This is a genomic window from Paracoccus sp. IB05 (assembly GCF_016405985.1).
Lineage (GTDB): Bacteria > Pseudomonadota > Alphaproteobacteria > Rhodobacterales > Rhodobacteraceae > Pseudogemmobacter.
On the sequence record NZ_JAEFCF010000001.1, the window covers coordinates 257,142 to 282,491 of the forward strand.

General features: G+C 63.2%; 24 protein-coding genes. 14 read left to right on the forward strand and 10 right to left on the reverse strand.

Features of this window, described 5'->3' with window-relative positions; all coding sequences use genetic code 11:
• Positions 1-3: 3 nt before the first annotated feature.
• The gene (locus JC607_RS01105) at positions 4-1,347 is read left to right on the forward strand and encodes an ATP-binding protein (protein WP_198835086.1); all 1,344 of its coding nucleotides are present in this window, start codon (positions 4-6) and stop codon (positions 1,345-1,347) included.
• Between the two features lie 19 nt (positions 1,348-1,366).
• Here JC607_RS01105 and JC607_RS01110 read toward each other — a convergent pair whose 3' ends face one another.
• The 3 genes from JC607_RS01110 to JC607_RS01120 all read right to left on the reverse strand — a co-directional run bounded on the left by JC607_RS01110 (position 1,367) and on the right by JC607_RS01120 (position 3,353).
• Complete coding sequence (locus JC607_RS01110; protein ID WP_198835087.1) at positions 1,367-1,684, reverse strand: hypothetical protein; 318 nt, start codon at positions 1,682-1,684, stop codon at positions 1,367-1,369.
• Complete coding sequence (locus tag JC607_RS01115) at positions 1,681-1,887, reverse strand: hypothetical protein (RefSeq protein WP_198835088.1); 207 nt, start codon at positions 1,885-1,887, stop codon at positions 1,681-1,683. The genes JC607_RS01110 and JC607_RS01115 overlap by 4 nt, the downstream gene beginning before the upstream one ends.
• Positions 1,888-2,792: 905 nt before the next feature.
• Positions 2,793-3,353, reverse strand: a complete 561-nt coding sequence (locus tag JC607_RS01120; protein ID WP_198835089.1) for a TetR/AcrR family transcriptional regulator — start codon at positions 3,351-3,353, stop codon at positions 2,793-2,795.
• An 82-nt stretch (positions 3,354-3,435) separates the two neighbouring features.
• Here JC607_RS01120 and JC607_RS01125 point away from each other — a divergent pair, with 82 nt between their 5' ends.
• The gene (locus tag JC607_RS01125; protein WP_198835090.1) at positions 3,436-4,950 is read left to right on the forward strand and encodes an MFS transporter; all 1,515 of its coding nucleotides are present in this window, start codon (positions 3,436-3,438) and stop codon (positions 4,948-4,950) included.
• Positions 4,951-5,085: 135 nt separating this feature from the next.
• Positions 5,086-6,873, forward strand: coding sequence for a Hint domain-containing protein (locus JC607_RS01130; protein WP_198835091.1), 1,788 nt, complete (start codon positions 5,086-5,088; stop codon positions 6,871-6,873).
• Positions 6,874-6,885: 12 nt separating this feature from the next.
• Here JC607_RS01130 and JC607_RS01135 read toward each other — a convergent pair whose 3' ends face one another.
• Positions 6,886-8,199, reverse strand: a complete 1,314-nt coding sequence (locus tag JC607_RS01135; RefSeq protein WP_198835092.1) for an MFS transporter — start codon at positions 8,197-8,199, stop codon at positions 6,886-6,888.
• 243 nt (positions 8,200-8,442) lie between these two features.
• Here JC607_RS01135 and cyoA point away from each other — a divergent pair, with 243 nt between their 5' ends.
• Genes cyoA through JC607_RS01160 form a run of 5 tightly spaced genes read left to right on the forward strand, consistent with a single transcriptional unit; the run spans position 8,443 to position 13,434 of the window.
• Positions 8,443-9,642 carry a ubiquinol oxidase subunit II gene (cyoA, locus tag JC607_RS01140; RefSeq protein ID WP_198835093.1) on the forward strand — a complete coding sequence of 400 codons (1,200 nt, stop codon included), beginning with the start codon at positions 8,443-8,445 and terminating at the stop codon, positions 9,640-9,642.
• A 14-nt stretch (positions 9,643-9,656) separates the two neighbouring features.
• Positions 9,657-11,675, forward strand: a complete 2,019-nt coding sequence (gene cyoB / locus JC607_RS01145; protein ID WP_198835094.1) for a cytochrome o ubiquinol oxidase subunit I — start codon at positions 9,657-9,659, stop codon at positions 11,673-11,675.
• Positions 11,676-11,678: 3 nt separating this feature from the next.
• Positions 11,679-12,332 carry a cytochrome o ubiquinol oxidase subunit III gene (cyoC, locus tag JC607_RS01150; protein WP_198835095.1) on the forward strand — a complete coding sequence of 218 codons (654 nt, stop codon included), beginning with the start codon at positions 11,679-11,681 and terminating at the stop codon, positions 12,330-12,332.
• Positions 12,332-12,715 carry a cytochrome o ubiquinol oxidase subunit IV gene (gene cyoD, locus JC607_RS01155; protein WP_198835096.1) on the forward strand — a complete coding sequence of 128 codons (384 nt, stop codon included), beginning with the start codon at positions 12,332-12,334 and terminating at the stop codon, positions 12,713-12,715. The genes cyoC and cyoD overlap by 1 nt, the downstream gene beginning before the upstream one ends.
• The gene (locus JC607_RS01160; protein ID WP_370584719.1) at positions 12,712-13,434 is read left to right on the forward strand and encodes an SURF1 family protein; all 723 of its coding nucleotides are present in this window, start codon (positions 12,712-12,714) and stop codon (positions 13,432-13,434) included. The genes cyoD and JC607_RS01160 overlap by 4 nt, the downstream gene beginning before the upstream one ends.
• Here JC607_RS01160 and JC607_RS01165 read toward each other — a convergent pair.
• The gene (locus tag JC607_RS01165) at positions 13,429-14,454 is read right to left on the reverse strand and encodes a LacI family DNA-binding transcriptional regulator (protein WP_198835097.1); all 1,026 of its coding nucleotides are present in this window, start codon (positions 14,452-14,454) and stop codon (positions 13,429-13,431) included. The genes JC607_RS01160 and JC607_RS01165 overlap by 6 nt on opposite strands.
• Positions 14,455-14,599: 145 nt before the next feature.
• Here JC607_RS01165 and JC607_RS01170 point away from each other — a divergent pair, with 145 nt between their 5' ends.
• The 6 genes from JC607_RS01170 (at position 14,600) to JC607_RS01195 (ending at position 20,450) form a co-directional block, all read left to right on the forward strand.
• Positions 14,600-15,643, forward strand: a complete 1,044-nt coding sequence (locus JC607_RS01170) for a sugar ABC transporter substrate-binding protein (RefSeq protein WP_233092518.1) — start codon at positions 14,600-14,602, stop codon at positions 15,641-15,643.
• 86 nt (positions 15,644-15,729) lie between these two features.
• Positions 15,730-16,698 (forward strand): ABC transporter permease, encoded by a 969-nt coding sequence (locus tag JC607_RS01175; RefSeq protein ID WP_233092519.1) that lies wholly within the window; start codon positions 15,730-15,732, stop codon positions 16,696-16,698.
• Between the two features lie 17 nt (positions 16,699-16,715).
• Positions 16,716-17,489, forward strand: coding sequence for an ATP-binding cassette domain-containing protein (locus tag JC607_RS01180; protein WP_198835098.1), 774 nt, complete (start codon positions 16,716-16,718; stop codon positions 17,487-17,489).
• Complete coding sequence (locus JC607_RS01185) at positions 17,489-18,463, forward strand: ABC transporter permease (RefSeq protein ID WP_198835099.1); 975 nt, start codon at positions 17,489-17,491, stop codon at positions 18,461-18,463. Before JC607_RS01180 ends, JC607_RS01185 begins: the two co-directional genes overlap by 1 nt.
• An 11-nt stretch (positions 18,464-18,474) precedes the next feature.
• Positions 18,475-19,488 (forward strand): Gfo/Idh/MocA family oxidoreductase, encoded by a 1,014-nt coding sequence (locus JC607_RS01190; RefSeq protein WP_198835100.1) that lies wholly within the window; start codon positions 18,475-18,477, stop codon positions 19,486-19,488.
• Positions 19,489-19,490: 2 nt separating this feature from the next.
• A complete protein-coding gene (locus JC607_RS01195; protein ID WP_198835101.1) occupies positions 19,491-20,450 on the forward strand; it encodes a sugar phosphate isomerase/epimerase in 960 nt (319 codons plus the stop codon).
• A 144-nt stretch (positions 20,451-20,594) separates the two neighbouring features.
• On the opposite strand, the gene JC607_RS01200 is transcribed toward JC607_RS01195, so the two are convergent.
• The 5 genes from JC607_RS01200 to JC607_RS01220 are packed head-to-tail and all read right to left on the reverse strand — an operon-like array spanning position 20,595 to position 25,328.
• Positions 20,595-21,626 (reverse strand): branched-chain amino acid ABC transporter permease, encoded by a 1,032-nt coding sequence (locus tag JC607_RS01200; protein WP_198835102.1) that lies wholly within the window; start codon positions 21,624-21,626, stop codon positions 20,595-20,597.
• Entirely contained in the window at positions 21,623-22,501 is an 879-nt protein-coding gene (locus tag JC607_RS01205; RefSeq protein WP_198835103.1) for a branched-chain amino acid ABC transporter permease, read from the reverse strand. The genes JC607_RS01200 and JC607_RS01205 overlap by 4 nt, the downstream gene beginning before the upstream one ends.
• Positions 22,502-22,504: 3 nt before the next feature.
• Positions 22,505-23,215 (reverse strand): ABC transporter ATP-binding protein, encoded by a 711-nt coding sequence (locus tag JC607_RS01210; protein ID WP_198835104.1) that lies wholly within the window; start codon positions 23,213-23,215, stop codon positions 22,505-22,507.
• Positions 23,212-23,997: an ABC transporter ATP-binding protein gene (locus JC607_RS01215; protein WP_370584721.1), complete on the reverse strand. Its 786-nt coding sequence runs from the start codon at positions 23,995-23,997 to the stop codon at positions 23,212-23,214. Before JC607_RS01215 ends, JC607_RS01210 begins: the two co-directional genes overlap by 4 nt.
• A 2-nt stretch (positions 23,998-23,999) precedes the next feature.
• Positions 24,000-25,328 (reverse strand): ABC transporter substrate-binding protein, encoded by a 1,329-nt coding sequence (locus JC607_RS01220; protein ID WP_198835106.1) that lies wholly within the window; start codon positions 25,326-25,328, stop codon positions 24,000-24,002.
• Positions 25,329-25,350 lie beyond the last annotated feature (22 nt).

A 25,350-nucleotide genomic window follows, 5' to 3' on the forward strand; every position in this document is an offset into this window, starting at 1 on the left:
GATATGCGGCTTCGTCTTCCTGACAGCATCCATGGCCGTTTCGCGCTTTTGCTGATTGCCTCGCTGCTGTTTTGCAATGTCGCCGCCGCCTGGCTTCTGGCGCAGGAAGGGTCGGCCTTTGACCAGGCGATCCGGGTGCAGCATGATATGGGCCGTCTCGTCGCGCTGATCGACACGATTGAAGAGACCGACCGCGAGACCGGCGAGGCGATCGTCACCCGCTCGATGACCGGCTATACCCGTTTTTCCATCGAACCTGACCCGCTGACCCGCAATGCAGGGGATGAGCTGGGTGATATCGCCGATGAGATCCGCCGTGCGCTGCCGAACCATGTGATCCTGGTGGCCCGGCCCGTCACCCGGCAAAGCGCCGACCTGCGCAGCCCGGCGCTTCTGATCATCTCGGTCCAGCTGGCCAAGGGCGTGCGTCAGGGGGAATGGCTCAATTCACTGGTCTATCCGCTGGGACTCTCGAATGTCTGGCGGCAGAAATCGACGTTTTTCATCCCGCTGATCGCCTCGCTTTCGGTGGCCCTGGCGATCGGGCTTTTCTTCCTGAACCAGATGACGCGCCCGCTGCAAAAGCTGGCCGCTGCGTCGCTGGCAGCAGGGCGGGGGGATCATTCGGTGCGCCTGACCGAAACCGGCCCGCGTGAGATCCGCGATGCGGCGACGTCGTTCAACACGATGCAAAGCCAGATCGCCGCATTTGAAGAGGACCGGCGACGGATGCTGGCGTCAGTCGGCCATGACCTGCGCACGCCGATCACCAGCCTGCGGTTGCGTGTCGAAGGGGTAGATGAGGATGCGCTGCGCCTGCCGATGATCCGCATCCTCGAAGATATGACGGTGATGACCGATGATATCCTGCGCTACACCACCGGGGCCGGGCCGGAAGAAGAGCGCCGCGAGACCGATCTGCGCGAGGTGCTGGCCGATCTTTGCGCGGGGGCGGGGGTACATCTCGCGGCGCATGAGCCGGTGATCGCTCCGGTGCAGGAGGTGGCGATCCGCCGCGCCGTTGGCAATCTGATCGACAATGCGCAGCGCTATGCGGGCTCGGCCCGGGTGAGCCTTGACCGGAGCCGGGGCGGGGCGGTGATTACGGTCAGCGATCGTGGCCCGGGGATCCCGCAGAACCGGCTTGCCGATGTATTGCACCCTTTCGTCCGCGGCGAGGAAAGCCGTTCACGCGAGACCGGCGGCATTGGCCTCGGCCTCGCGATCACCCGCAAGATCGTCGCGGCGCATGGCGGCACGATGGTGCTGAGGAACCGGGCAGGCGGCGGCCTGGAGGTGGAATTGCTGTTGCCCTCCGGCCCGGTTCAGCCGGGTTTGGCGGGCTGAGCCCTTCGCGGGACGGAAATCAGCTTTTGCCCCCAAACAGCCGGGCCCAGAATCCCGGTGGTTTTCCGGCTTCGGCATCCGCCGCAGGTGCGGCAGGCTGGCTGCGGGCGGCGCGGCGTTGGCCCGCTTTCACCTCAAGCGCGGCCCGGCCCGCATCGCTCAGCCGGTAGCGCCGCGCGGTGACGATGCGCAACAGGCCAAGATCGGTCAGCCGTTCGGCCAGGGCGACCACCTCTTCGCCACGCGGATCGTCTTTCAGCGACAGGATCCCGCCCGGCGCGGATTGTGCTTCGGCAAGCAAAGCCCTCTGGGGCGCAGAGAGGCCCTGTTCCGTCATAGCTGACCTGTCATGGCGCGCCGCCTGTTCCCTGACATCTTCCCCCCGGCTTCTGCCTTGCCGCCGAGTTTACCCCAATGCGGCACGAACAGCAGTGCAAATCTCGATGAGCGGCGCGCGAGGCGCACAGGCAGTGTCGAAACCACGCCCTGGCCCTGCGGCAGCCTGTTGGGGTAATTGATCGTATTGGTCTTGCGCCGCATACTCCGCTGCACGCGTCCGGGCCGCTTTCGCGCCCGCCGCCGAGGGGCGCTGCTCTGTCTCGGGCAGACCGGTGGTGAAGATCGATGAAGAGAACCCCGCGCCAAAGGCATTTCGATCGGCGCCGGGCGGATCCAGAAGGTGGCATCGCCTTCGACACGCCCCCGCGCGCCGCCGGTCACCTGGCCACCAGGCGCGGCGGCGGCGACAATGCGCTTTTGCATCGCGTCAAACGCGGCGTGGTCAGTCAGCGGCCCGGCCAGCGGCGCAGAGGTCAGGCGGGTCCGATGGAGACCGGGACCCAGGCCTTGCGCTGCCCGGGAAGCAGTGCCGGTGCGATGCGCTCCTGCACAAAGAGCCGCCTGAGCGTGGTAGAGCGCTGCCCGGCTGTTCAGATTGCCGGAACCACCTCTCATGCGACGCGAGCGCTGGCAGCGTAGTCTCTCTGACGGTTTCCAGATCACCGCATTGCCGCAAACCAGGGCCAGCACGGTGTTCCTGGATCAGGTCTGATAATCGGGTGCCGGGGCGTCTGGTCGCGATGACCAGACCATCAGGCAGGCGCGACAGGCCGATCGAAGAAGCGCAAATGTCGGTCATCTCCCGGACCTCGCCCAGCCCTGCAGAGGAGATCTTGCCCGCCCGGATTGAAACCAGCCGTCTGGGGTCTGCTTTTGGCGCGCGCGGTTCTTCGCCCAAAAGTGGCACCAGTTCGTCGCAGCAGGCGCGCGGTTTCTTCGCCGGTGACCAGCGAGAATGACGCAAGGCTGCCGCCGGTACAAAGTACCGGATCGAGCCTCAGGCGGGTCAGAAAGGCGGCGGCTGAGCCAGAGCGCCCGCCCGGGTCTTGTGCCGAGCCGGGCTGAGGTGAGGCCTTTGCGGAGTGATCCACTGCGGTTCGGCCCCGTCAGGGTTCACTTTCCCCCGGGCCGCCCGCAAGGCGTGAGATGCCGGCGAAGATCTGCTGCCAGGCGGCGTCATCCAGCCCGATCAGCCCAAAGCTCCTGAGGAAAAACACCCCTTCGCTGGCGAGAAAGGCAATGGCGGCGTCGCGGTCTTCGGGGCGGCTGACATCTAGCCCGCCCAGCCGCCTGTCATACCAGGCCCGGGTTTCCGCCACCTGGTCCGGGCTTTGGAAAATCGCGGTCATCATCATGGCCGAGCGGGCGAAATCGGCATCGGCCGCCGCGACATTGGCGCGGACATGGCTTTGGATCACCGCCTGCGGCGTCGGGTCAGGGCCAAGGCCGCCCAGCACATCGGTCTCGAAACTGTCCGACCAGCGGTCGACCATGGCGCGGATCAGGTTCTCTTTGGTGCCAAAGGCATATTGCACGCCACCGCGGGTGACCCCGGCGGCTTTGGCCAGAGCGCCAAAGCTCAGTCCCGCCGCGCCTTCAGCCGCGACAATCGCTTCGGCCGCATCAAGCAGTTTTTCTCGGTCTATGCTGCGCGGACGTCCCGACATCCTGGCTCTTTCGTTTCAATGCAGTTGTATTTATATTGCAGCCGGGGCGCATGACGCCCTCACCGAGTAACGGATCCTTCCGATGTCTGCCGCCAATCGCTGGCTTGTTCTTGCCATTATCTCAAGTGCTCTGTTCCTGATCGTCATCGATATGACGGTTCTCTATACCGCATTGCCGCGCCTGACCCATGATCTCGGTGCTACGGCAACCGAGAAACTCTGGATCGTCAATGCCTATCCGCTGGTCGTCGCCGGGCTTTTGCCGGGGCTGGGGACGCTCGGCGACCGGCTGGGCCATAAGCAGATGTTCCTTGCGGGATTGAGCGTCTTCGGTCTCGCCTCGGTGGTCGCCGCCTTTTCGCCCACGCCTGCGATGCTGATCTTCGCGAGGGTGCTGCTGGCGCTTGGGGCCGCGATGATGATGCCGGCCACGCTGTCTTTGATCCGGCTGACCTTCACCGATGAGAAAGAGCGCGCATTCGCCATCGGCATCTGGGCGGCGGTCGCCTCGGGGGGGGCGGCGCTTGGGCCGGTGGTGGGCGGCGTGCTGCTGGAATGGTTCTGGTGGGGCTCGGTCTTCCTGATCAATGTGCCGGTGGTGATCCTGGCGCTGATCAGCGGCGCAATGCTCCTGAAGCGGCGTCCGGGCAATCCGGACAGCCCCTGGGATCTGGCCGGTTCGGTCCAGGTGATGGTCGGGCTGGTCGGTCTCGTCTTTGCCATCAAGGAACTTGCCAAACGCGAGCCGGATCTGCTGGCGCTGGCGCTTTCGGCGGGGATCGGGGCGCTGGCCATGTGGATCTTCCTGCGCCGCCAGCTGCGCGCGACGCGACCGCTGATCGATTTCAGCCTGTTCCGCAATGCCCGGTTTTCGGCCGGTGTGGTGACGGCGCTGACCGCTTCGGCGGCGCTGATCGGGTTCGAACTGGTGTTCAGCCAGCGTCTGCAGCTGGTCGACGGGCTCTCTCCGCTGGAAGCCGGGCTGCTGATCCTGCCGATCCCGCTGGCCTCGTTCCTGTCCGGGCCGCTGACCGGGCTGGCGCTGCCGCGTCTTGGCGCGTCACGGGTGCTCTGGGGGTCGCTTCTGTTGTCGGGCTTCGCGCTGGCGGGTTATCTGGCGCTGCATCAGGGGCCAGCCTGGGCCTGGCTTGCGGCGCTGACGGTGATGGGTTTCGGGATCGGCGCGGCGATGACCGGCGCGTCGGTCGCGATCATGCTTTCGGCGCCGGAAGAGCGGGCGGGCATGGCGGCCTCGGTCGAGGAAGTGTCCTATGAGCTGGGCGGCGCCCTTGGCGTTGCGCTGCTGGGCAGCCTGATGTCGGCGCTTTACACCCGCAGCCTCGTTCTGCCCGAAGGCATCGCCATCGCAAACGAGGCGCGCGACAGTCTCGACGAGGCGCTGATCCTTGCAGCCAGCCTGCCGGGGCGCGAGGCCGATCAGGTGATCACCCTGGCCCGCGCGGCCTTTGAACAGGCCTTCACCGGGGTCACCCTCGCGGCCATTCTTGCCCTGATCCTTGCGGGGCTGGTGATCCGCCACAAGACCCGCGACGAGGCTGCCGCAGAAAGGGGCGAAGAGATCCGCCCGCATGCCTGACCGACTGGCCCGGCGCGGCGCCTGCTGCCGCGTCGGCAATCTGCCGCAATTCTGTCGAATTGTAATCATAAGGGGAGGATAGATGTTACGGGCCGCTGTGTTCTCTGGCGGTCTTCCTCGTGTGGAACCCTCACCATGCCAACGTATAACGGTTCGAACGGCAATGACGCCCTTACGGGCAGTAACAGCGCCGATACGCTTAACGGCCGCGCGGGAAACGACACGCTCTACGGCGGGGCTGGCAATGACGTTCTGAACGGCGAGGCCGGCGATGATCTTCTCTATGGCGGCGCGGGCAATGACTCGCTCTATGGCGGCGATGGGGCGGATACTCTGGCCGGCGGCGAGGGCGCGGACTACCTGAGCGGCGGCGCCGGCCTTGATATCGTTGATTATTCGGCCTCCAACGCGGCGGTGAATGTCAACCTGACGACCTGGACTGGCTCGGGAGGCCATGCTGCCGGCGACACTTATGCAGGCGTGGATGGCATTGTCGGGTCCAGCTACGACGATACGCTGATCGGTTATGACGAGATGGGGACCGGGGCCGATTCCTATACGAACCATATCAGCGGCGGCGCCGGAAACGACAGTATCGAGGGCCGCGGCGGCGACGATTCGCTTTATGGCGGCACCGGCAATGACACGATTTACGGCGGCACCGGCAATGATACGGTCGAGGGCGGCGAGGGCAATGATACGCTCTATGGCGATGCCGATAACGACATTGTCCGCGGCGATGGCGGCAGCGATCTGATCTATGGCGGCGCCGGCAATGACACAGCCTTTGGCGGTGACGGCAATGATGTTCTCTATGGCGATGCCGGGAATGATACGCTTTACGGTGATGCCGGCGATGACCGGCTTTACGGCGGCGCGGGGGCTGATCAGCTTTATGGCGGCGCGGGCAGCGACTCGCTTTACGCCGATGGCGGCAATGACACGCTTTATGGCGGTGTCGGCAATGACGTCTTTTATATCAATACCACGACCGGGCAGATTCTGATCGCCGATTTCGGCACCGGCAATACCGGGGCGATCAATGACGGCAACAGCCTCAACAATGACTTCGTCGACCTGACCGCCTATTACAATCACGCGGCGCTGGACGCCTGGAATGCCGCGCATCCCGGCCAGACCTATGGCAATCCACTGCAATGGATGCGCGCCGATCTGGCGGATGGGGTGCTGAACGCGGTCGCGGGCGGGCTGCGGATCCAGAATGGCGGCGCCACGGTCGACGCCATGGCGCTGAACACCGAAACGACCGGTGTGATCTGTTTCACGCGCGGCACCAGGATTGCGACGCCCAGGGGCGAAATTGCGGTCGAAGATCTGGTGGCGGGCGATCTGGTGCTGACGCTGGATCACGGGCCGCAGGTGCTGCGCTGGATCGGTTCGCGCCAGGTGAGCGCGCCGCAGATGCAGGCAGATCCGGGGCTGCGCCCGGTCCGGCTCCGGGCAGGAGCGCTTGGCAATGGTCTGCCGCTGCGCGATCTTATCGTGTCGCAGCAGCACCGGTTTTTGATGTCCTCGCGCATTGTCAGCCATCTTTTCGCGCGCGAGGGGATCTTGCTTGCGGCAAAGCATATGAGCGGCTTTGACGGGATTGCGATCTGCGAGGATGCGTCAGAGACCGAATATTTCCATCTGCTGTTTGATGCTCATGAAGTGATCCACGCCGAAGGGGCGGCGGCGGAATCCTTCCTGCCCGGGTCTGAGGCGCAGAAAATGCTGCGCCCCGGCGCGCTGGCCGAGATCCTGGCGGTTCTGCCAGGGCTTGCCACGCGCCTGCCCGATCCGGCGCGGCGGCTGCTGAACGGCCGCGAGGGCCGCGATCTGGTGCGGCGCCATCTCCGGCATGGGCTTTGTGCCTGTGATCAGATGCAAGGCGCTGCCCCGGAGATGCGGCACAGCGCCTGAGAAATGCCTGGCTCAGCCGGCGGCGCGGAATTCCAGCCGTCCGGCGATCCAGATCGCGATGATCGAACAGACTGCCCCGGACAGCAGGTATAGACCGGCAGCCGGCAGCCCAAGCGCCGAGGCCAGGAACAGCGCGGTGATGGGCGCGAAACCGGCGCCAAACATCCATGCCAGGTCCGAGACGATGGCCGAGCCGGTATAGCGGTTCTTGGCCCCGAACAGCGCACCGACCGCGCCCGAGCTTTGCCCGAAGCTCAGCCCCAGAATGGTCCAGCCCAGCAGCAGATAGACCACCTCTCCGCTGCGCCCGCCCGACAAAAGCACCGGTGCCGCGATGGCGAAAAGCCCGATCAGAACGGCGGTGGCCTGCAACAGCCGACGCCGTCCGAATGTATCGGCAAGCCAGCCGGAAAGGATCACCGCAAGGATCCCGTTCGCGGCCGCTCCGGCATCAAGCAGCAGATATTCTCCAATGGTTTCATCGGTGTAAAGGTTGATCCAGGACAGCGGGAACACGGTCACCATATGGAACATCGCGAATGTGGCCAGCGGCACAAAAATGCCGAGAATCACGGTGCTGCCATCTTCGCGCAGCGTCTGGCCCACCGGGGTCGGCTGCAATTCGCGTGAGGTATAGAGCGCCTGGAATTCATGCGAGGCGACGATGCGCAGCCGCGCGAACAGCGCCACCACATTGACCGCGAAGGCCACAAAGAACGGATAGCGCCAGCCAAATTCCATGAAATCCTGCAGGCTGAGGCTGTGGAGCAGATAGGCGAACAGCAATGTCGCGACGATCAGCCCGATCGGCGCCCCCAGCTGCGGCACCATTGCGTAAAGCCCGCGCTGATGTTCTGGCGCGTTCATCGCCAGCAGCGACGGCATCCCGTCCCAGGCGCCGGCCAGCGCCAGGCCCTGACAGATCCGCAGCACAGCCAGAATGACCACCGACCAGATCCCGACCGTGTCATAAGAGGGCAGAAGCCCCATCGCCACCGTGGCCGTGCCCATCATGAAAAGTGCGATGGTCAGTTTTGCCACCCGCCCGATCTGCCGGTCGAGCCACATGAACAAAAGCGAGCCGATGGGGCGTGCGACAAAGGCCAGCGCCAGCAGGCCAAAGGACATGAGCGTGCCCGAAAGCGGATCGGTGAAGGAAAACACCAGTTTCGGGAAGACGATCACCGCCGCGATGGCAAAGACGAAGAAATCGAAAAACTCTGACGCGCGGCCGATGATGACGCCGACCGCGATGTCAGAAGGCGACACGGAATGGATCGCTTCGTTGCTGGTATTGCTGCGGCCAGTTGCGGAAGGGTTCGGCATCTGAATGGGGTCCCGGCTGGTTCAGGAATTGGGCAGGATCAGAAGCGCCGGATCTGCCCCGGCCCCCTTTTGCAGGGGTCGCGGTGGGGCGCCTGTACTCACTTGCCCCTGAATAAGGTTTATCCGGCATATGGCAAAACGCCGCATGTTCTGCGCCGCCGCATGACGTTAGGCGAGAGAGGCCCGGGGGCCTGGCAGTCAGGCCCGCCCAGCGTGACCACTTCGGCAGATGAAGGCAGTCATATGAAATCATTTATAAAATCCCCGGCGACTCTTCTGATGATCGCGGTTCTGGCACTGGCGGGATGCAAGGCAGAAGTGCTGGCCCCGGCAGGAGACGTCGCCGCGCGGCAGCGCGATCTGCTGGTGCAGACAACGCTTCTGATGCTTCTCATCATCGTGCCGGTGATGTTGCTCACGCTGTTTTTCGCATGGAAATATCGCAGCAAAAACAAAGAGGCAGACTATCAGCCCGACTGGGATCATTCGACCAAACTCGAGCTGGTGATCTGGGCTGTGCCGCTTTTGCTGATCATCTGTCTGGGCGCGCTGACCTGGGTGGGGACCCATCTTCTGGATCCTTACCGGCCGCTTGATCGCGTAGATGTGAACACCCCCGTCACCGAAGACCACGAGACCCTGAAGGTCGAAGTGGTCGCGCTCGACTGGAAATGGCTGTTCATCTACCCCGATCAGGGGATCGCCACGGTGAACCGCCTTGTGGTGCCCGAAGATACGCCGGTTGAATTCAGCCTGACCTCATCCACGGTGATGAATGCCTTCTACATTCCCGCCATGGCCGGGATGATCTATGCCATGCCGGGGATGGAGACCAAGCTCCATGGCGTGCTGAACGAGCAGGGCGATTACAAAGGCATCGCCTCGCATTATTCCGGCGCCGGGTTTTCGGGGATGCATTTCGTGACCACGGTGACCGATCAGGCCGGGTTTGACGGCTTTGTCTCCGAGACGAAGGCGGCGGGCGGGATGCTTGACCGCGACACCTATCTGGCGCTCGCGGCCCCAAGCCAGAACGAGCCGCCGCGTGGTTATGCCGGGGTTGATCCGGTGCTGTTCGCGCGGGTCGTCAATATCTGTGTCGAAGAGGGAAAGATCTGCGTCGCCGAAATGATGCAGATCGACGCCGCAGGCGGCGCGGGGCGTGCCGGCGTCCTCAATCTGATGCCGAGATATGCCAGCGCCGATGGCCGCAGCCTCGCGATCCCGGTGCTCGGCGGCAATGCCAATATGATCCAGGGATTCTGTGGCCCGGATGAAGAAGCCCGGATGCTGAGCCAGCGCGTCGTCATCGCGCCGCGCGAAGTGACCGCGCCCGGCCCGATGCGCGGTGCCGGTCTGACACCGCCGTCAGGCCTTTTCGGCCGGGCCAACACCCAGTTCAGCCAGATCGCGCCGGAACCGGCTGCGGGCGAAGATTTCTGAAAGGACGCTGAGAAATGGCAGATGCGCCGGGCGCTCAGCCCACAACCTTTCTTCTGGGCCGCCTGAACTGGGAGGCCATTCCGAAAGACCCGATCATCTGGGTCACATTTGCCGGCGTTGTGCTGGGCGGCCTCGTGCTGCTGGCCGCGCTGACGAAGTTCAGGCTCTGGGGCTATCTCTGGAAAGAGTGGTTCACATCGGTCGATCACAAGAAGATCGGCATCATGTATATCATCCTCGCGCTGATCATGTTCGTGCGGGGCTTTGCCGATGCGCTGATGATGCGGCTGCAACAGGTCTGGGCCTTTGGCGGCTCTGAAGGCTATCTGAACAGCCACCATTACGATCAGGTCTTCACCGCCCATGGTGTGATCATGATCTTCTTCGTGGCGATGCCTTTCATCACCGGGCTGATGAACTACCTCGTGCCCCTGCAGATCGGGGCACGCGATGTGTCCTTCCCCTTCCTGAACAATTTCTCGTTCTGGATGACGGTGGGCGGCGCAGTGATCACCATGGCATCCCTGTTCATCGGGGAATTTGCACAGACCGGGTGGCTGGCCTTCCCGCCGCTGTCAGGGCTGCAATCAAGCCCCTATGTCGGTGTCGATTATTACATCTGGGGCCTGCAGGTCGCGGGTGTGGGGACCACGCTGTCGGGTATCAACCTGTTGATCACGATCCTGAAAATGCGCGCGCCCGGCATGACCCTGATGCGGATGCCGATTTTCACCTGGACCTCGCTTTGCGCCAATATCCTGATCGTGGCCTCCTTCCCGATCCTGACGATGACGCTGATCCTTCTGACGCTGGACCGCTATCTCGGCACTGCCTTCTTCACCAATGAAGCGGGCGGCAATGCGATGATGTATGTCAACCTGATCTGGATCTGGGGCCATCCCGAGGTCTATATCCTGATCCTGCCGCTGTTCGGCGTGTTCTCGGAAGTCACCTCGACCTTTTCGGGAAAGCGGCTCTTTGGCTACTCGTCGATGGTCTATGCGACGATCTGTATCACGATCCTGAGCTACCTCGTCTGGCTGCACCACTTCTTCACGATGGGGTCGGGGGCGAGCGTCAACTCCTTCTTCGGGATCACCACGATGATCATCTCGATCCCGACCGGGGCCAAGCTCTTCAACTGGCTCTTCACCATGTATAAGGGCCGCATCCGGTATGAGCTTCCGATGATGTGGACCATCGCCTTCATGCTGACCTTCACGGTGGGCGGCATGACGGGCGTGCTGCTGGCCGTGCCGCCGGCGGATTTCGTGCTGCACAACTCGCTTTTCCTGGTGGCGCATTTCCACAATGTGATTATCGGCGGCGTGCTGTTCGGCCTGTTTGCCGCGATCAACTTCTGGTGGCCCAAGGCCTTTGGCTACAAGCTGAATGTCTTCTGGGGCAAGGTCTCGTTCTGGTTCTGGGTTGTGGGGTTCTGGATGGCCTTCATGCCGCTTTATGTGCTGGGGCTGATGGGCGTCACCCGCCGTCTGCGCGTCTTCGATGACCCGTCTTACCAGATCTGGTTCGGCGTTGCGGCCTTTGGCGCGGTGCTGATTGCCATCGGGATCGCGGCGATGTTCGTGCAGATGGGTATCTCGATCTGGAAGCGGGGCGACCCTGCGATGCGCGACGAGACCGGCGATCCCTGGGACGGCCGCACGCTGGAATGGGCGACCTCTTCACCGCCGCCGGATTACAACTTTGCCTATACGCCGGTCAGCCACGGGCTTGACACCTGGTGGGATATGAAACGCGAGGGGGCCGCGCGCCCGACCGGCAAATATCACGCCATCCACATGCCGAAAAACACCGGCACGGGTGTGGTGCTTTCGGCGATTGCGACCGTCTTCGGCATGGCGATGATCTGGTATATCTGGTGGCTCGCGATCCTGTCCTTCGGGGCACTGGTCGTGGTCGCGATCTGGCATACTTTCAACTACAACCGCGACTTCTACATCCCGGTCTCTGAGATCGAGGCGAAAGAGGCCGCGCGCACCAGACAGCTGCAAGCAGCGGCGGGGAGCTGAGCGATGAGCGTTTTTTCACCCGCCAACCCCGCCGCGATCTATGCGCAAAACAACCCTGAGGCGGTCGCGAAATACTGGGATCAGTCTGAACATCACCCGGAAGAGGGGGCGTCGACCCCCCTCGGATTCTGGGTCTATCTGATGTCCGACTGCCTGATGTTCGCGGTGCTTTTCGCGGTCTATGGGGTGCTTGGCACCTCTTATGCCGCGGGGCCGGGGCCGAAGGTGCTGTTTGATCTGAACCTTGTCGCGATCAATACGGCGATGCTTCTCTTCTCGTCGATCACCTTCGGCTTTGCGATGCTTTCGATGTATGCCGGGCAGAAGGGGCGGATGCTGAGCTGGCTCTTTGCCACGCTGCTCTTCGGCCTCGCCTTTCTCGGGATCGAGATTTACGAGTTTTACCACCTGATCCATGAGGGCGCGGGTCCTGGCCGCTCTGCCTTCCTGTCGTCTTTCTTCGCGCTGGTCGGCACCCATGGGCTGCACGTCACCTTCGGGTCAATCTGGCTGGTGACCATGATGGTGCAACTGTCTGTCAAAGGCATCACCGGGCCGAATATCCGCCGGATGAGCTGCCTGTCGATGTTCTGGCACTTCCTTGACGTCATCTGGATCGGCGTTTTCACCTTTGTCTATCTGCTGGGGATGATCTGATGGGCGCGCATCACGACACGCATGGCCAAAGCGGGGGCCAGGATCATGGGCATGGCAGCCATGCCAGCTATATCAAGGGCTTTATCCTGTCGGTCCTCCTGACTGCGATCCCCTTTGCGGTGGTCATGACCGGCGGTTTTGAGAGCCGGCTTGCGACCATCGCGCTGATCGTGGGTTTCGCGGTGGTGCAGATCATCGTCCATATGATCTATTTCCTGCATATGACCACCAGGCACGAGGAAGGCTGGACCATGATGTCCACCATCTTCACGCTGATCGTGGTGGTGATCATGCTCGCGGGCTCGATCTGGGTCATGTATCATATGAACACCAATATGATGCCGCAGATGAACCACGAGGCCTTGCAGGGTTTCGGGTCGTGACGGCCCGGCGCAGCGGCGCGGCGGGTATCGTCGCGCTGCTGCTGGCGGCGCTGGTCTTTGCCGGGCTGATCGGGCTGGGCGTCTGGCAGGTCCAGCGCCTGGCCTGGAAGACAGATCTGATCGCCCGGACCGAAGCACGGCTGATGGCAAAGCCGGTGCCCCCCCCGGGGGCGGCGGATTTCGCGGCGATTGAGGCGCCGGAATATATGCGCCTTGCGCTGACGGGCCAGTATCTCGAAATGCCATCGACCCTGGTGCAGGCGCTCACGGTGCAGGGGCGCGGCTTTTGGGTCGTGAGCCCTTTCATCAGCTATGATGGCCAGTTCATCCTGATCAATCGCGGCTTTATCCCCGAAGCCGCCCGCGACATGCTGCCCGCCCCGCCCCGGGGCGAACAGCGCCTCACCGGGCTTTTGCGGTTAAGCCAGCCCGATGGCGCTTTCCTGCGCTCAAATGATCCGGCATCGGGCCGTTGGTTCTCGCGCGATGTCCTGGCGATTGCGGGGTCTTTGGGGCTGCCCCAGGTGGCGCCCTGGTTCCTCGATCTGGGGCAGCCGGGCGATGCGGCGGCGCCGGGCACGCTGCCGGTGCCGGGGCTGACGGTGGTAGAGTTCCGAAACAGCCATCTCGGCTATGCGGCCACCTGGTTCGCGCTGGCGGGGATATGGGCTTTTGGCCTGTTCATGCTGTGGCGACCAGAGCGCAAAGCAACTCTATAGCGCGCAGTTATACTTCGTGTGCAGCAGGATCTGCGAGGCCGCAGGCTGCACCGTGACACCCCGCGCCGCATCGCGGATCCAGAGCGCGGCCTGGGAAAGCTCGGCGGTGAAATCATGCGAGATCACGAAATCCATCACGCCGCTGCTCAGGAGATCGCGGGAATGCGGCGTCAGTTCATGACCCACGAAAACCGGATCACGGTCGCGGCCAAGCGCCTCCAGCGCCCAGGCGATGCCGCGATTGGCGCCGGCGACATTATAGATCGCCAGCGGCACGCCATGCTCGCGGAAATGGCTGATCAGCTGCTGATGCGTGGTCTCGGGGTCGTCATTGGCGATCACCTGTTCCTGAATGCGCAGATGCGGAAAATCGCTGCGCAATACGCGGCGAAAGCCCATCACGCGTTCTTTCTGACAGCGGAATGGCACGCTTGAGACGATGAGGATGCTGGCGCGGCTTTGCGAGAGGCGGCTGCCGATCAGCAAAGCCGCCACGCTGCCGGCGGCATATTGGTCATTGCCGACATAGGCGGCGCGGCGCGAGCTGGGCAGATCGCTGGTCAGGCAGACCACTGGCACGCCCTGGTGGCCCAGTTTGCGCAGCGCTGCATTGATCGCCGGATGTTCGCGCGCGACCACGATCACCCCGTCCGACCCGCTGCCACCCTGTTCGATCTGGCGGGCGAAAAGCGCCGGATCGGCCTCGCGGGTGGTCAGATAAAAGCCACTGATCCGCACGCCGGGAAGCGAGCGGTTCACCGCATCGGCGGCCGCATCCATCGCGGCGTTGAAGCTTGTGCCGGATTCGCAGAACAGCCGCAGATCCAGCGCCTCCTCGCGGCCCTGGTTTTCCTGGCTGAGCTTGTCGAGCGCCGCCACAACCCGGTTGCGGGTCTTTTCCCGCACCCCCGGCCGGTTGTTCAGCACGCGGTCGACCGTTGCAGGCCCAAGACCGGAAAGCCGCGCAACCTCTTTTACCGTTGGGCCTTTCCAGCCCTGAATGCGGGAATTTTCCGTCATTTCCGCCCCCCTCTGCCGCCCAAAGCCACCCGAAAACTGATGCGACATCAAATGATGTGATTTGCATCAGAAACAGCCGTTCAATCATCTTTCGCAACTTTGCCATGATTGCAATATTCATTGCACCCTTGGAGGAGGAGAAAAGATGATGACGTTCAAAGGCTGGATTCTGGCCGCGACCGCGCTTGCGACCACCGCCCTCACGGCGACCCTTCCCGACGCCGCCATGGCGCAAGATGGTGAAAAACTGCGCTTCGTCGTGGTCTCGCATATCGGGTCCAACGATCCGAATATGAACTGGCTGACCATGGCGATGGAGGAATTCGGCAAGAAATACCCCGATGTGGAAGCCGAATATATCTCGACCAACAATTATTCGATCCAGGAACATGTGCGGCTGCTGGAACAGGCGATTGCCACCCGGCCCGACGGGATCGCAGTGCCGATCGTCAGCCCGGACGCGTTTGAAGGCCCGCTGCGCCGCGCCATCGAATCCGGGATCCCGGTTGTCGCCTTCAACATCGCCGATGGCCGCCCCGAGGGCGAGCGCATTCCCTATGTCACTTATGTCGGTGGCGACGAGCTGCTGACTGGCCGCAAGCTGGGCGAATATGCCCTGTCGCAGGTCGAGGCCGGTGTGGTCCCCGCGCCGACCCGGGTGGTCTGCGCCAGCCATGACAGCGCGCATGAGGGGCTGAAAAAGCGGTGCGCCGGGATGCGTGAAGTGATGGAGGCGTCGGGCGCAAAATTCGACGAGTTGTTCATCGGGGCCGAACCCGCGACCGCGCGCAACACGCTGCAATCATATCTCTCGGCCAATACCGACACCAATTACATCTTCACCGTGGCCGGCTGGTCGGCACCCTGGGCCTGGGGGGTGGCGAATGAGATGGGGCTTTCGCCCGATGTCGATATGGAGGGCGTGACCGTTCTGACCGTCGATGAAGGCCCGGTCTCGATTGAGGGTGTCCGTCAGGGGCATGTGCTTGCCACCAACAGCCAGGGCTTCTGGCTGCAGGGCTATGCGCCGCTGGAATGGCTCTACTGGAATGTAAAACACGGTTATGCGCCGCAGCAGGACATTCTGACCGGCCCGATCATCATCACCAAAGAAAACGCTGACAAATGGTCTGATCTGGTCCGCAGCGTCTTTGGCGAAGAGGCCTATAACCAGCAAAACACCTGGTAATTCTGGTGCCACTGCCGGCCGGGGGGCGTCTCCCGGCCAGTCCTGCCAACGCGCCGCATATGCCCGCCTGCCAGAGGAAGATCCTCATGCAAACCCCCCTGCAAGCTCTCGTCCGGAGCCAGAGTTTCGGCGCCGTGATCGGTGTCGTGCTGATGCTTGCCGTCTTCAGCATTGTTGACTTCTCTGGCTGGTGGCGCAGCCAGACGCTGGCGAATGTGGCGCATTTCTCGGCCATACTCGGCCTTGTTGCGATGGGCCAGGCGCTGGTGATCATCACAAAGGAAATCGACCTCTCTGTCGGGTCGGTCTATGGGCTCACGGGCGTCGCCTTCATCACTTTCGAGCCGCAATATGGGGTCGGAGGCGCCATTATCCTCGCGCTGCTGATCGCGGCGCTGGTGGGGGCGGTCCAGGGCCTGCTGGTTGTGAAGGGAAAGCTTCCTTCGATGATCGTGACGCTGGGCGGTCTCTTTGCCGCGCGCGGGCTGATCTATGTCTGGACCGGCGGCTCGGTGAACAATTTCTCCCAAGCGGCGCGCATCAACCCGCTGACCCGGCTGTTCGGCGGCGAGCTTTTCGGGATCGAGGCGGCGATTTTCTGGATGATCGGCCTCTGTATCGCGCTGAACATCATGCTCTGGGGCACAAGGTTCGGGAACCGGCTGCTGGCGACCGGCGGCGCACAGGACAGTGCGGAATCGCGCGGCGTCAGATCGGATCACGTCAAGATCGCCACTTTCACCCTTTGCGCGCTCCTGGCCGGTTTCGCGGGGATCGTGACACTCGCCGACAAGCCGCAGACCCATGTGACGCTGGGCGATCTGATGGAGCTGGAGGCGATTGCCGCAGCCGTGATCGGCGGCTGCCTCCTGTCAGGTGGCCGCGGCTCGCTGGTCGGCGCGGTGCTGGGTGCCTTTATCATCACGAGCTTCCGCTACGAGCTGATTGCGCTTGGCGCGCCGTCCTCCTGGTTCATCACCTTTGTCGGCGTGGTCCTGATCGTCGCCGTCATTTTCAACCAGTCCCTTGCCCGCCGGGCAGGGCATTCTGTCTGACCCGAAAGGATCCTCCCATGTCCGGCACTCCGCTGATCCAGGTCAAAAACCTCCAGCTTTACTTCGGGGCCTTTCACGCGCTGAAAAACGTCTCACTCGATTTCAATGCGGGCGAGCTGATCGGCCTTGTGGGTGACAATGGCGCGGGCAAGACCACGCTGATCCGCGTGCTTTGCGGCATCCATAAACCGACCTCGGGCGAGGTCTGGTTCAATGGCGAGCGCGTGGAAAAATTCCACCCGAAACTCGCCATCGACCAGGGGATCGAGACCATCCAGCAATCGGTCGGCCTTTGCGACAACCTTTCGATTGCGCGCAATTTCTACCTTGGCCGTGAACCGGTGCGCCGGATCTTCGGCATCCCGATCCTCGATTTCAAAAAGATGCGCGAGATGTCGACCAGGGTGATCCGTGAATTCGGATTGCGCGACAATGTCTCGGCCGATGACGAGGTCGAGCGGCTTTCGGGGGGGGAACGCCAGTCGGTGAAAATTGGCCGCGCGGTCGAATTCAAGAACCGCGTTGTCATCATGGATGAGCCCACGAACCACCTTTCGGTGCGCGAGCGCGAACATGTCAATGAACTGGCCGTGGCCCTCAAAGAACAGGGCCTGCTGGTGATCTATATCACCCATGACATCTTCCAGGTCCACAAGCTCGCCGACCGCATCATCATCATGGAAAACGGCGAAAAGATCGAAGACGCCGCGACCAGCGCCATGACCGCCGACGCGCTGGAGGAAGTCATTCGCCAGGGCGGCCGCAAGGTCGAAAAGCGGGAGGCCGTCTGATGGCGGCGCAGGGATTTAAGCGCCTGGTGCGGCGCCATTCCGAGATCGGCATCTTCCTGATCGCGGGCCTCCTGGTCGTTTTCTTCGCCACCAGTTCCGATGGCCGCTGGGCCAATCTCTATAATTTCGCCACGATTTTGCAGGTTACGGCGACGCTGGGTCTGATGACCCTGGGCGTGGCGCTGGTGATCGGCACCGGCGAGATCGACATTTCGGTCGGATCGACCTTCGGCATGGGCGCGCTGGTCTACCTCTGGCTGGCGCTCAGGATCGACCCGGCAATTGCGATGCTGGCGGCGGTGACGGTGGGCGGGCTGATCGGCGCTTTCAACGGCTGGCTGATCACGAAAACCGGCACGCCTTCGCTGATCATCACGCTCGGGTCATTGATGATCTTTCGTGGCATCGCCATCGCGCTGACCGACGGGTTTTCCTTTTCGATCCCCTATGCGGCGCGGGGGGGATTTACCTATTGGCTCTTCGGCGGCGGCGATATTCTTGGCTTCAACACGGGCCTGATCTGGCTGCTGGTGAGCCTCGTGGTCCTGATGATCCTGCTGCGCGCCACGCCCTTCGGCAATCGACTGCTGGCGGTTGGCGGCTCGGCCGCAAGTGCCCATTCACGCGGCGTCCGGGTAGACCGGATCAAATTCTCGGCCTTCGTGATCTGCGGGCTGCTTGCGGGCCTCGCCGGAGGGCTTGAGGCCGGCAAGCTCGGCTTTGCCGATGGCTCGATGGGCCGGCTGATGGAGTTGCAGGCGATTGCCTCCTGCGTGTTGGGCGGTTGTCTGCTGGCGGGCGGGCGGGTGTCGCTGCCGGGCGCGCTGATGGGGGCCTTTGTGCTGTCGTCGATCCAGTCCTATCTGGTGGTGATGGGGGTCAGGCCGCAATGGTTCATCCTCACGCTGGGGGTGATCGTGGTGGCGGCAGCGCTTGGCGACCGGCTGCTGCGGCAATGGGCTGTGAAACGGTAGGGATGACACAGATGGTTGTAAGAATTGGGATCATCGGCGCAGGGGTGATGGGCGCGGATCATGCAAAGATCTTCGCCGAGGATCTGGCGGGGACGGAATTGCGGCTGATCGTTGATGCCGATCCGGCCCGCGCCCGCTCACTTGCCGACCGCTGCGGCGCAGAGGCCGGTACCGACCCCGGGGCACTGATCGCAAGACCGGATATTGACGCGGTGCTGATCGCCAGCCCCGATTTCACCCATGCGCCCTTGACGCTGGCCTGTCTGAAAGCCGGCAAGGCGGTTCTGTGCGAAAAGCCACTGTCGCCTTTATCCGTCGAATGCCTGCAGGTGATGCAGGCCGAAGAGGCGGGAGGCGTGCAGCGGGTGCAGCTTGGCTTCATGCGCCGCTTTGACCAGTCTTACCAGGAGATGCGCGCGGCGCTTTGCGACGGGCTGATCGGGCGCGCGGTGATGATGCACAACTTCCACCGCAATGTCGAAAACCCGGCCGCCGGTTTCACCGCCGATATGGCGATCACCAATTCCGCGCCGCATGAATTCGACGTGGCTCGTTTCGTGCTGGGAGCGGATTATGTCGCCGTGACGGCCTTCTCGCCGCACCTCGCGAGCGGCAAGGTCGGCCCCGTGGTGATGGTGCTGGAAACGGATCAGGGCCAGGTCGTCACCATCGAGGTCAATAACAACGCCGCCTATGGCTATGACGTGCGCGGTGAGCTGGTCGGGGAAACCGGTGCGGTTTCGCTTTCTGCCCCGCTGCATTCGCGCATCGACTGCGGCTTGCAACAGGTCACCACCTATGCCGCCGACTGGCGCCCGCGCTTTGCCGAGGCCTATCGCCGCCAGAACCGCGCTTTCATCGACTTTGTCCGCAGCGGGGTCTTCCCGGCGGATGGGGCCAGTGCCTGGGATGGATATGCCGCCTCGGTGATTGCCGAAGCCGGGGTGAGATCGCTGAAAGAGGGGCGACGGGTTGTCGTCGAAATGATCGCGCAGCCGGAATTCTACCGCAAAAGGACAGACTGACCATGAAGCTTGGTTTCGTAACGGACAGCCTCGGCGGTGACAGCTTTGAGGGCGTGCTGGAGACCGCCGCCCGTCTCGGCGTCGCGGGGCTGGAGGTCAATACCGGCGGCTGGTCGACCGCGCCGCATTTCGACCTTGCGCTGATGGCGCGCGATGCGGGCGCGCGCAAGGCCTTCCTGAAGGCATTTGCAGATCGCGGGCTGGAGCTGATCTGCCTGAATGCAAACGGCAATCCGCTGCATCCGACCGAGCCGCATCAGGCGGAATGCCTGCGCGACACCATCCGTATCGCGGGCGATATGGGGATCACGAAGATTGTGACCATGTCGGGTCTTCCGGCCGGGCGCGAGGGCGATCTGATGCCGAACTGGGTTGTGGCAAGCTGGCCGCCCGAGATGCAAAAGATCCTCGAATGGCAATGGCAGGAAAAGCTGATCCCGTTCTGGAGCGAGATATCTGATCTGGCGACAGCCTCGGGCGTGTCGCAGATCGCGCTCGAGATGCATGGCAATCAATGCGTCTATAACGTGCCGTCGCTTCTGAAGCTGCGCGAGGCGGTCGGGCCGGTGATCGGTGCCAATCTCGACCCGAGCCATCTGTTCTGGATGGGGGCCGACCCGCTGGCCGCAGCCGGGGCGCTCGGTGAGGCGATCTTTCATGTCCATGCCAAGGATACCTTCCTCAACGCGCCGAAACAGGCCACGACCAGCCTGCTGGAAAACGGCGGTCTGATGGATATTCCGGCGCGCAGCTGGTCGTATATCACGCTTGGTTTCGGCCATGGTGAGGAGTGGTGGCGGCACTTCTGCTACCGGCTGAAGATGGCGGGTTACGATGGCTGGCTTTCGATCGAGCATGAGGATGTGCTGCTGAATTCGCTCGAAGGGCTCGAGAAATCCATCACGCTTTTGCGCAATGTGATGCCCGCGCGCGATGCGGATTTCCGGCCTCAGGCGATCTGACCGCCCGGGATCCGGGCGCTTCTTTCCCCGGCCGGGCTGCTCCCTTTGCCCGACCCATGGCGGGGGCCTGTGCTTCACCGGCCCCCGCTGCCCGCCCCGGATTGCCCGCCAATGGGGGGTGGTGATGGTTCCGGCTCCGGACGGTCAGACCGGTTTGGTATGAGGCGGGGGCGCAGGTGGTGCATCCGGCCTCTGACCGCGCCCCTGGCTGAACCTCAACCGGATTCCGGCAAGCCCTTTGGGAAAAAGGATCACGCAGCCCGCCAGTACAAGCCCGATGCCGATCTCGCGCCAGTCGGACACTTCGCGCAGCCCCTCATCGGCCCACATCAGCAGCGCGGCCCCGATCAGGGGTCCCCAGGTGGTGCCAAGCCCGCCGACCACGATCATCGCAAGGATGAAGAGCAGCATTGCAAAAGCGAAGGCGGTCGGTCCGACCACGCCGAAATGCGCGGCATGAAAGGCGCCGGCAAGGCCGGTGAAAAAGGCGGAAAGACCAAAGACCCAGAGCTGATAGCGCATCCTCGACACGCCACGGGCCAGCGCGAGGCCGGGATTGTCGCGCAGGCCCCGGAAGGCCAGGCCCAGCGGGCCATGGATGATCGCGATGCAGAAAAGCTGTGCGGCAAGCAGCAGCACCAGCCCGGTATAGTAATGCCCGACATACCATTTCGAGCCGAGCAGATCTCGGAACCCCAGATCCCCGAACCGTGAAAAGCCGCGCGCGCCGCCGAACAAAGGCAGGCAGCCCGAGGCGGGGGTGGTGAAACAGGCGGTGTCATTCACGACCAGAAGATACATGACTTGGCCGATCGCCAGCGTCAGCAGCGCCACATAGGGGCCTTTCAGCCGCAGGCAGGCAAAGCCGATCACCAGCGAGACCCCAACCGTCACCAGGGCCGCCAGCAGCATCGCAGCAGGCAGCATCAGCCCGATATAATAGGCCAGCATCGCAGTGGCATAGGCGCCGACCGCGAAGAGCGCCATCTGCGCCAGTGAAAAGATCCCCGCAACGCCGAGGACAAGGTTCCACTGGCTCGCCACCACCGCCCATATGAAAAACACCGTCAGCTGCGTCAGCACATAGCGGGTGCCGGTCAAAAGCGGCACCGCCAGCATCAGCAGAAACAGCACCAGCGCAATCACGACATCGCGTCTGACAGGAGACCGGATCATAGCCGCACCACTTCTTTCTGGCCAAAGACGCCCTGCGGTCTCCAGATCAGCACCGCGATTACAAGGCACAGAAGGATCGCGAAGGCATATTGCACGCCGAAAATGTATTGGATGACTGCCTCAAGCATGCCGATGGCAAAGGCGGTCAGCGCGGCACCCGGCACATTCCCCAGCCCCGCCACGACACAGATGATAAAGGCCTTCAGCATCGGGTCCGCCCCCATATTCGGCAACAGCCCCGACATTGACGAGATCATGATCCCTGACAGTGCTGCCAATGCGCCCGACAGCATCAGGATCGTGAGGTAGATCCGGCGGATCGGCACCCCCATCAGCTGCGCCGCATCGCGGTTCATCGAGGTCGCCCGGATCGCCCGCCCAAGGCGCGAGCGGTTCAGCATTCCCGCCACCAGCACCAGCATCAGAAGCGCGGTGCCAAAGATCAGCGCATTTTGCCAGGGCAGGTTGACCTGGCCGAGCATGATACCGCCTTCCAGCTTCAGGCTCTGCGCCTGGGGTTGCGGGCCGAAAAGCTTGAGGATCACGCTTTCCAGCATCAGCCCGATGCCGATGGTGGCGATGAAAATGCGGGTCTCGAACCCTTCGCCGCCCAGCATCGGCCGCGCGGCGGCGACAAAGATCAGCCCGCCCGCCAGCGAACCCGCCGCCATTGCGGCCAGTGCGGCCAGCGGTGCAGGCCAGCCCATCGCCTGCATCGCCCACATCGCGATATAGCCGCCAAGCGCCAGCAGACCGCCTTGCGCCATGTTCAGCATGTTCAGCGCGCCGAAGATCAGCGCAAGACCAATGGTCGAGACCGCATAGACCGCGCCCAAAGTCAGGCCGGAAATCAGGATCTGGGTTGCAACATCCATGGCTCAGCCCCCCAGATATGTGGCGAAGATTTCCGGCGATGACAGGAATTCCTGCCCCGTTCCCGACCAGGCAATGGCGCCATTGTCGAGAAGATGCATCCGGTCGGCCATATCGGCGATGCGGATGGCGTTTTCCTCGACCACCAGAATGGTGCGCCCCGATTTCGCCAGCGCCTGCACCAGTTCATAGATCTGGTCGATCACGATGGGGGCAAGCCCGAGGGAGGGCTCATCAAGCATCAGGATCCGCCCGCCCGCCATCAGCCCGCGCCCGATCCCGACCATGCGCCGTTCCCCGCCGGAAAGGGTAGAGGCGGTCTGGGTCTGACGGTCGCGCAGTTTCGGCAGCAGCGTGAAGACCTCATCAAGGCGGCGCGCCTCGTCGCGCGCGGCTTCGGGAAGGTAGGCGCCCATCCTGAGATTATCGAGCACCGACATGCCCGGAAACAGGAGATCGCCCTGCGGTACATGGATGATGCCCGCCGCGACGATGCGGTCGGGCCGCGCGCGGGTCAGCGCCTTGCCGTCAAGGCGGATCTCTCCGGCGCGCGCCCGGGCAAGGCCCGAAATCGCGCGCAGCACCGTGGTTTTCCCATGCCCGTTCGGGCCGACAAGGGCCGCGAATTCGCCCTCTTTGATCGTCAGCGAAATGCCCCGGATCACCCGCTGCACACCATAAGCGACTTCGAGACCGCTGATTTCCAGAAGGCTCATGCGCCCCCCCTCCCGAGATGACCGCGCAGCCGCTCGGATGCGCCGGCCCCCAGATAGACATCGACCACGGTGGCATCTTCGACCAGCCCGCCGGGCGGGCCCTCGAATATCTTCTCACCGTGATGGAGGATCATGACGCGTTCGGACAGGCCGACGAGGAAGCGCATCACATGCTCGATCAGGATGATCGTCACGCCGCGCGCTTTCAGGCGGCGGACGCAGTCCATGATCACATCGGTCTCGGCATGGGTCAGGCCGCCGACCGGTTCATCCATCAGGAGGATCTTCGGATCGGTCGCCAGCGCCGAGGCGATCATCAGAAGCTTGCGGTCGATCACAGGCGCCTGTCCGGCCAGGGTTCCCGCACGCGGCCCGAGGCCCACGAAGTCCAGCGCCTGATCGGCGGCATCGCGCACCTCACGCGAAAGCCGCAGCCCGGGCATCGCCCGCGCGCGCCGCCCGAATTGTGCCGCCAGCCGCACATTGTCGCGCAAGGACATGGAGTCAAAGGCCGCATTCAGCTGAAAGGTCCGCGCAAGGCCGCGCTGACAGATGCGATCGGGGGCGTCAGCGGTGATCTCTTCGCCCGCCAGCAGGACCCGCCCCGCCGTTGCAGGTGAAAGCCCGGAAAGCACGTCAAACAGCGTGGTCTTGCCTGCGCCATTCGGCCCGCCGATCCCCAGCACCTCGCCGCGCCGGACCGTGAAGTCCAGCGCGTTGACGGCTTTCAGCGCGCCATATTGTTTGGTCACCCGCTCGCAGGCGAGGATCGGCTCGGACACGGTCATTTCAGCCAGGACGGTTTCACATAGGGGCCGGTTGCATAGGGCCAGGGCGCGATCAGCTTGCCGCCGACGCCTGCATCCTGGATCTGCAGGAACTGATGCGGCATGCCAAGCGAGGGGTCGTTGACCTCGGTCGGGAAGGCGCGGGCGGCGTTGTTTGCCGGGTTCATCCGGGTGGTACCGCAGACACCGCGATAGATGAGGTTTCGCATCCGGTCGGCGACCAGGCGGTTCTGATCTGGATTGTCCGGCTCTCCCGATCCGCCCGCCAGCGCCGCGCCCACGGCCCAGAGATACGCGCCGTCATAGGGCTGCGCGCCGGAATTATGCCCGGCAGTCTCGCCAAAGCGTTCTTTGTAGCGTTTCTCGAAATCGAGCCCGATCTCATCCTGAAGATCGCCCACCAGGGTGGCATAGATCACCCCTTCCGAGGCCTTGCCGGCAATCTCGCGGAAGGCGGGAACCATCGGGCCATATTGCATATAGATCAGCGAATTCGTGGGGTTGGGGGCGAATTGCACCATGAATTGCGCCAGATCGGCGGGGAAGAAATGGGTGATGCAGATCACTGCCGGCGGGTCTTCGCGCAGTTTCGCGAGCGTCGGCCCCCATTCCGAGATCGGCACGGAAACCGTCTCGAACATGGAAATCTCCCAGCCATATTCGGCGGCGCGTTCCTTGACGCCATTGGCGATATTCGCGGCATAGACGCCCGCCGAAAGGATCACCGCCATCTTGTTGTTCGGACGGGTGAATTCCTTATTCGCTTCGAGCGATTTGAGGAAGTCGAGGAAACCCGGCCCATACCAGTATTCCGCAGCACAGCCCTGGAAGGAGCCGAAATAGCGTTCGGGGTCGGATTCAATGAGGCTCGTATGGCCCAAAGTCGCATCGTAATGCACATAGATGATGCCGCTGTCGGCGATCACATCGGGGATCGCCGAGCCCGAGCCGACATTATAGCCGTTGATCACCGCATGGACGCCGTAGCGGTCGATCAGACGCTGTACGGCCTGGACATTGGTCGCGTCACCCATCTGCTTGGTGTCTTCGAACTGAGGCTCCAGCGGGCGGCCCAGAATACCGCCAAGCGCGTTGATCTCGTCACAGGCCATGATCAGACCGTTGCGAAATTCGACCCCGTCAGCGGCGGCGAAATCGGTGAGGGGGGCCGCCTGGCCGACCGGGATCGCGCTTCCCTGCGCGCGGGCGCCGTCATTCATGCCCGCAAGCATCGCGCCCGCCGCGCCGCCAAAGCCCGCGACGCCCTTGAGGAAAGTCCGCCGCCCGGGGATCACATTGGGGGCTGCCAGTTTCAGCGTTTTCATGATCATTTCCCTGTTGTTTTAT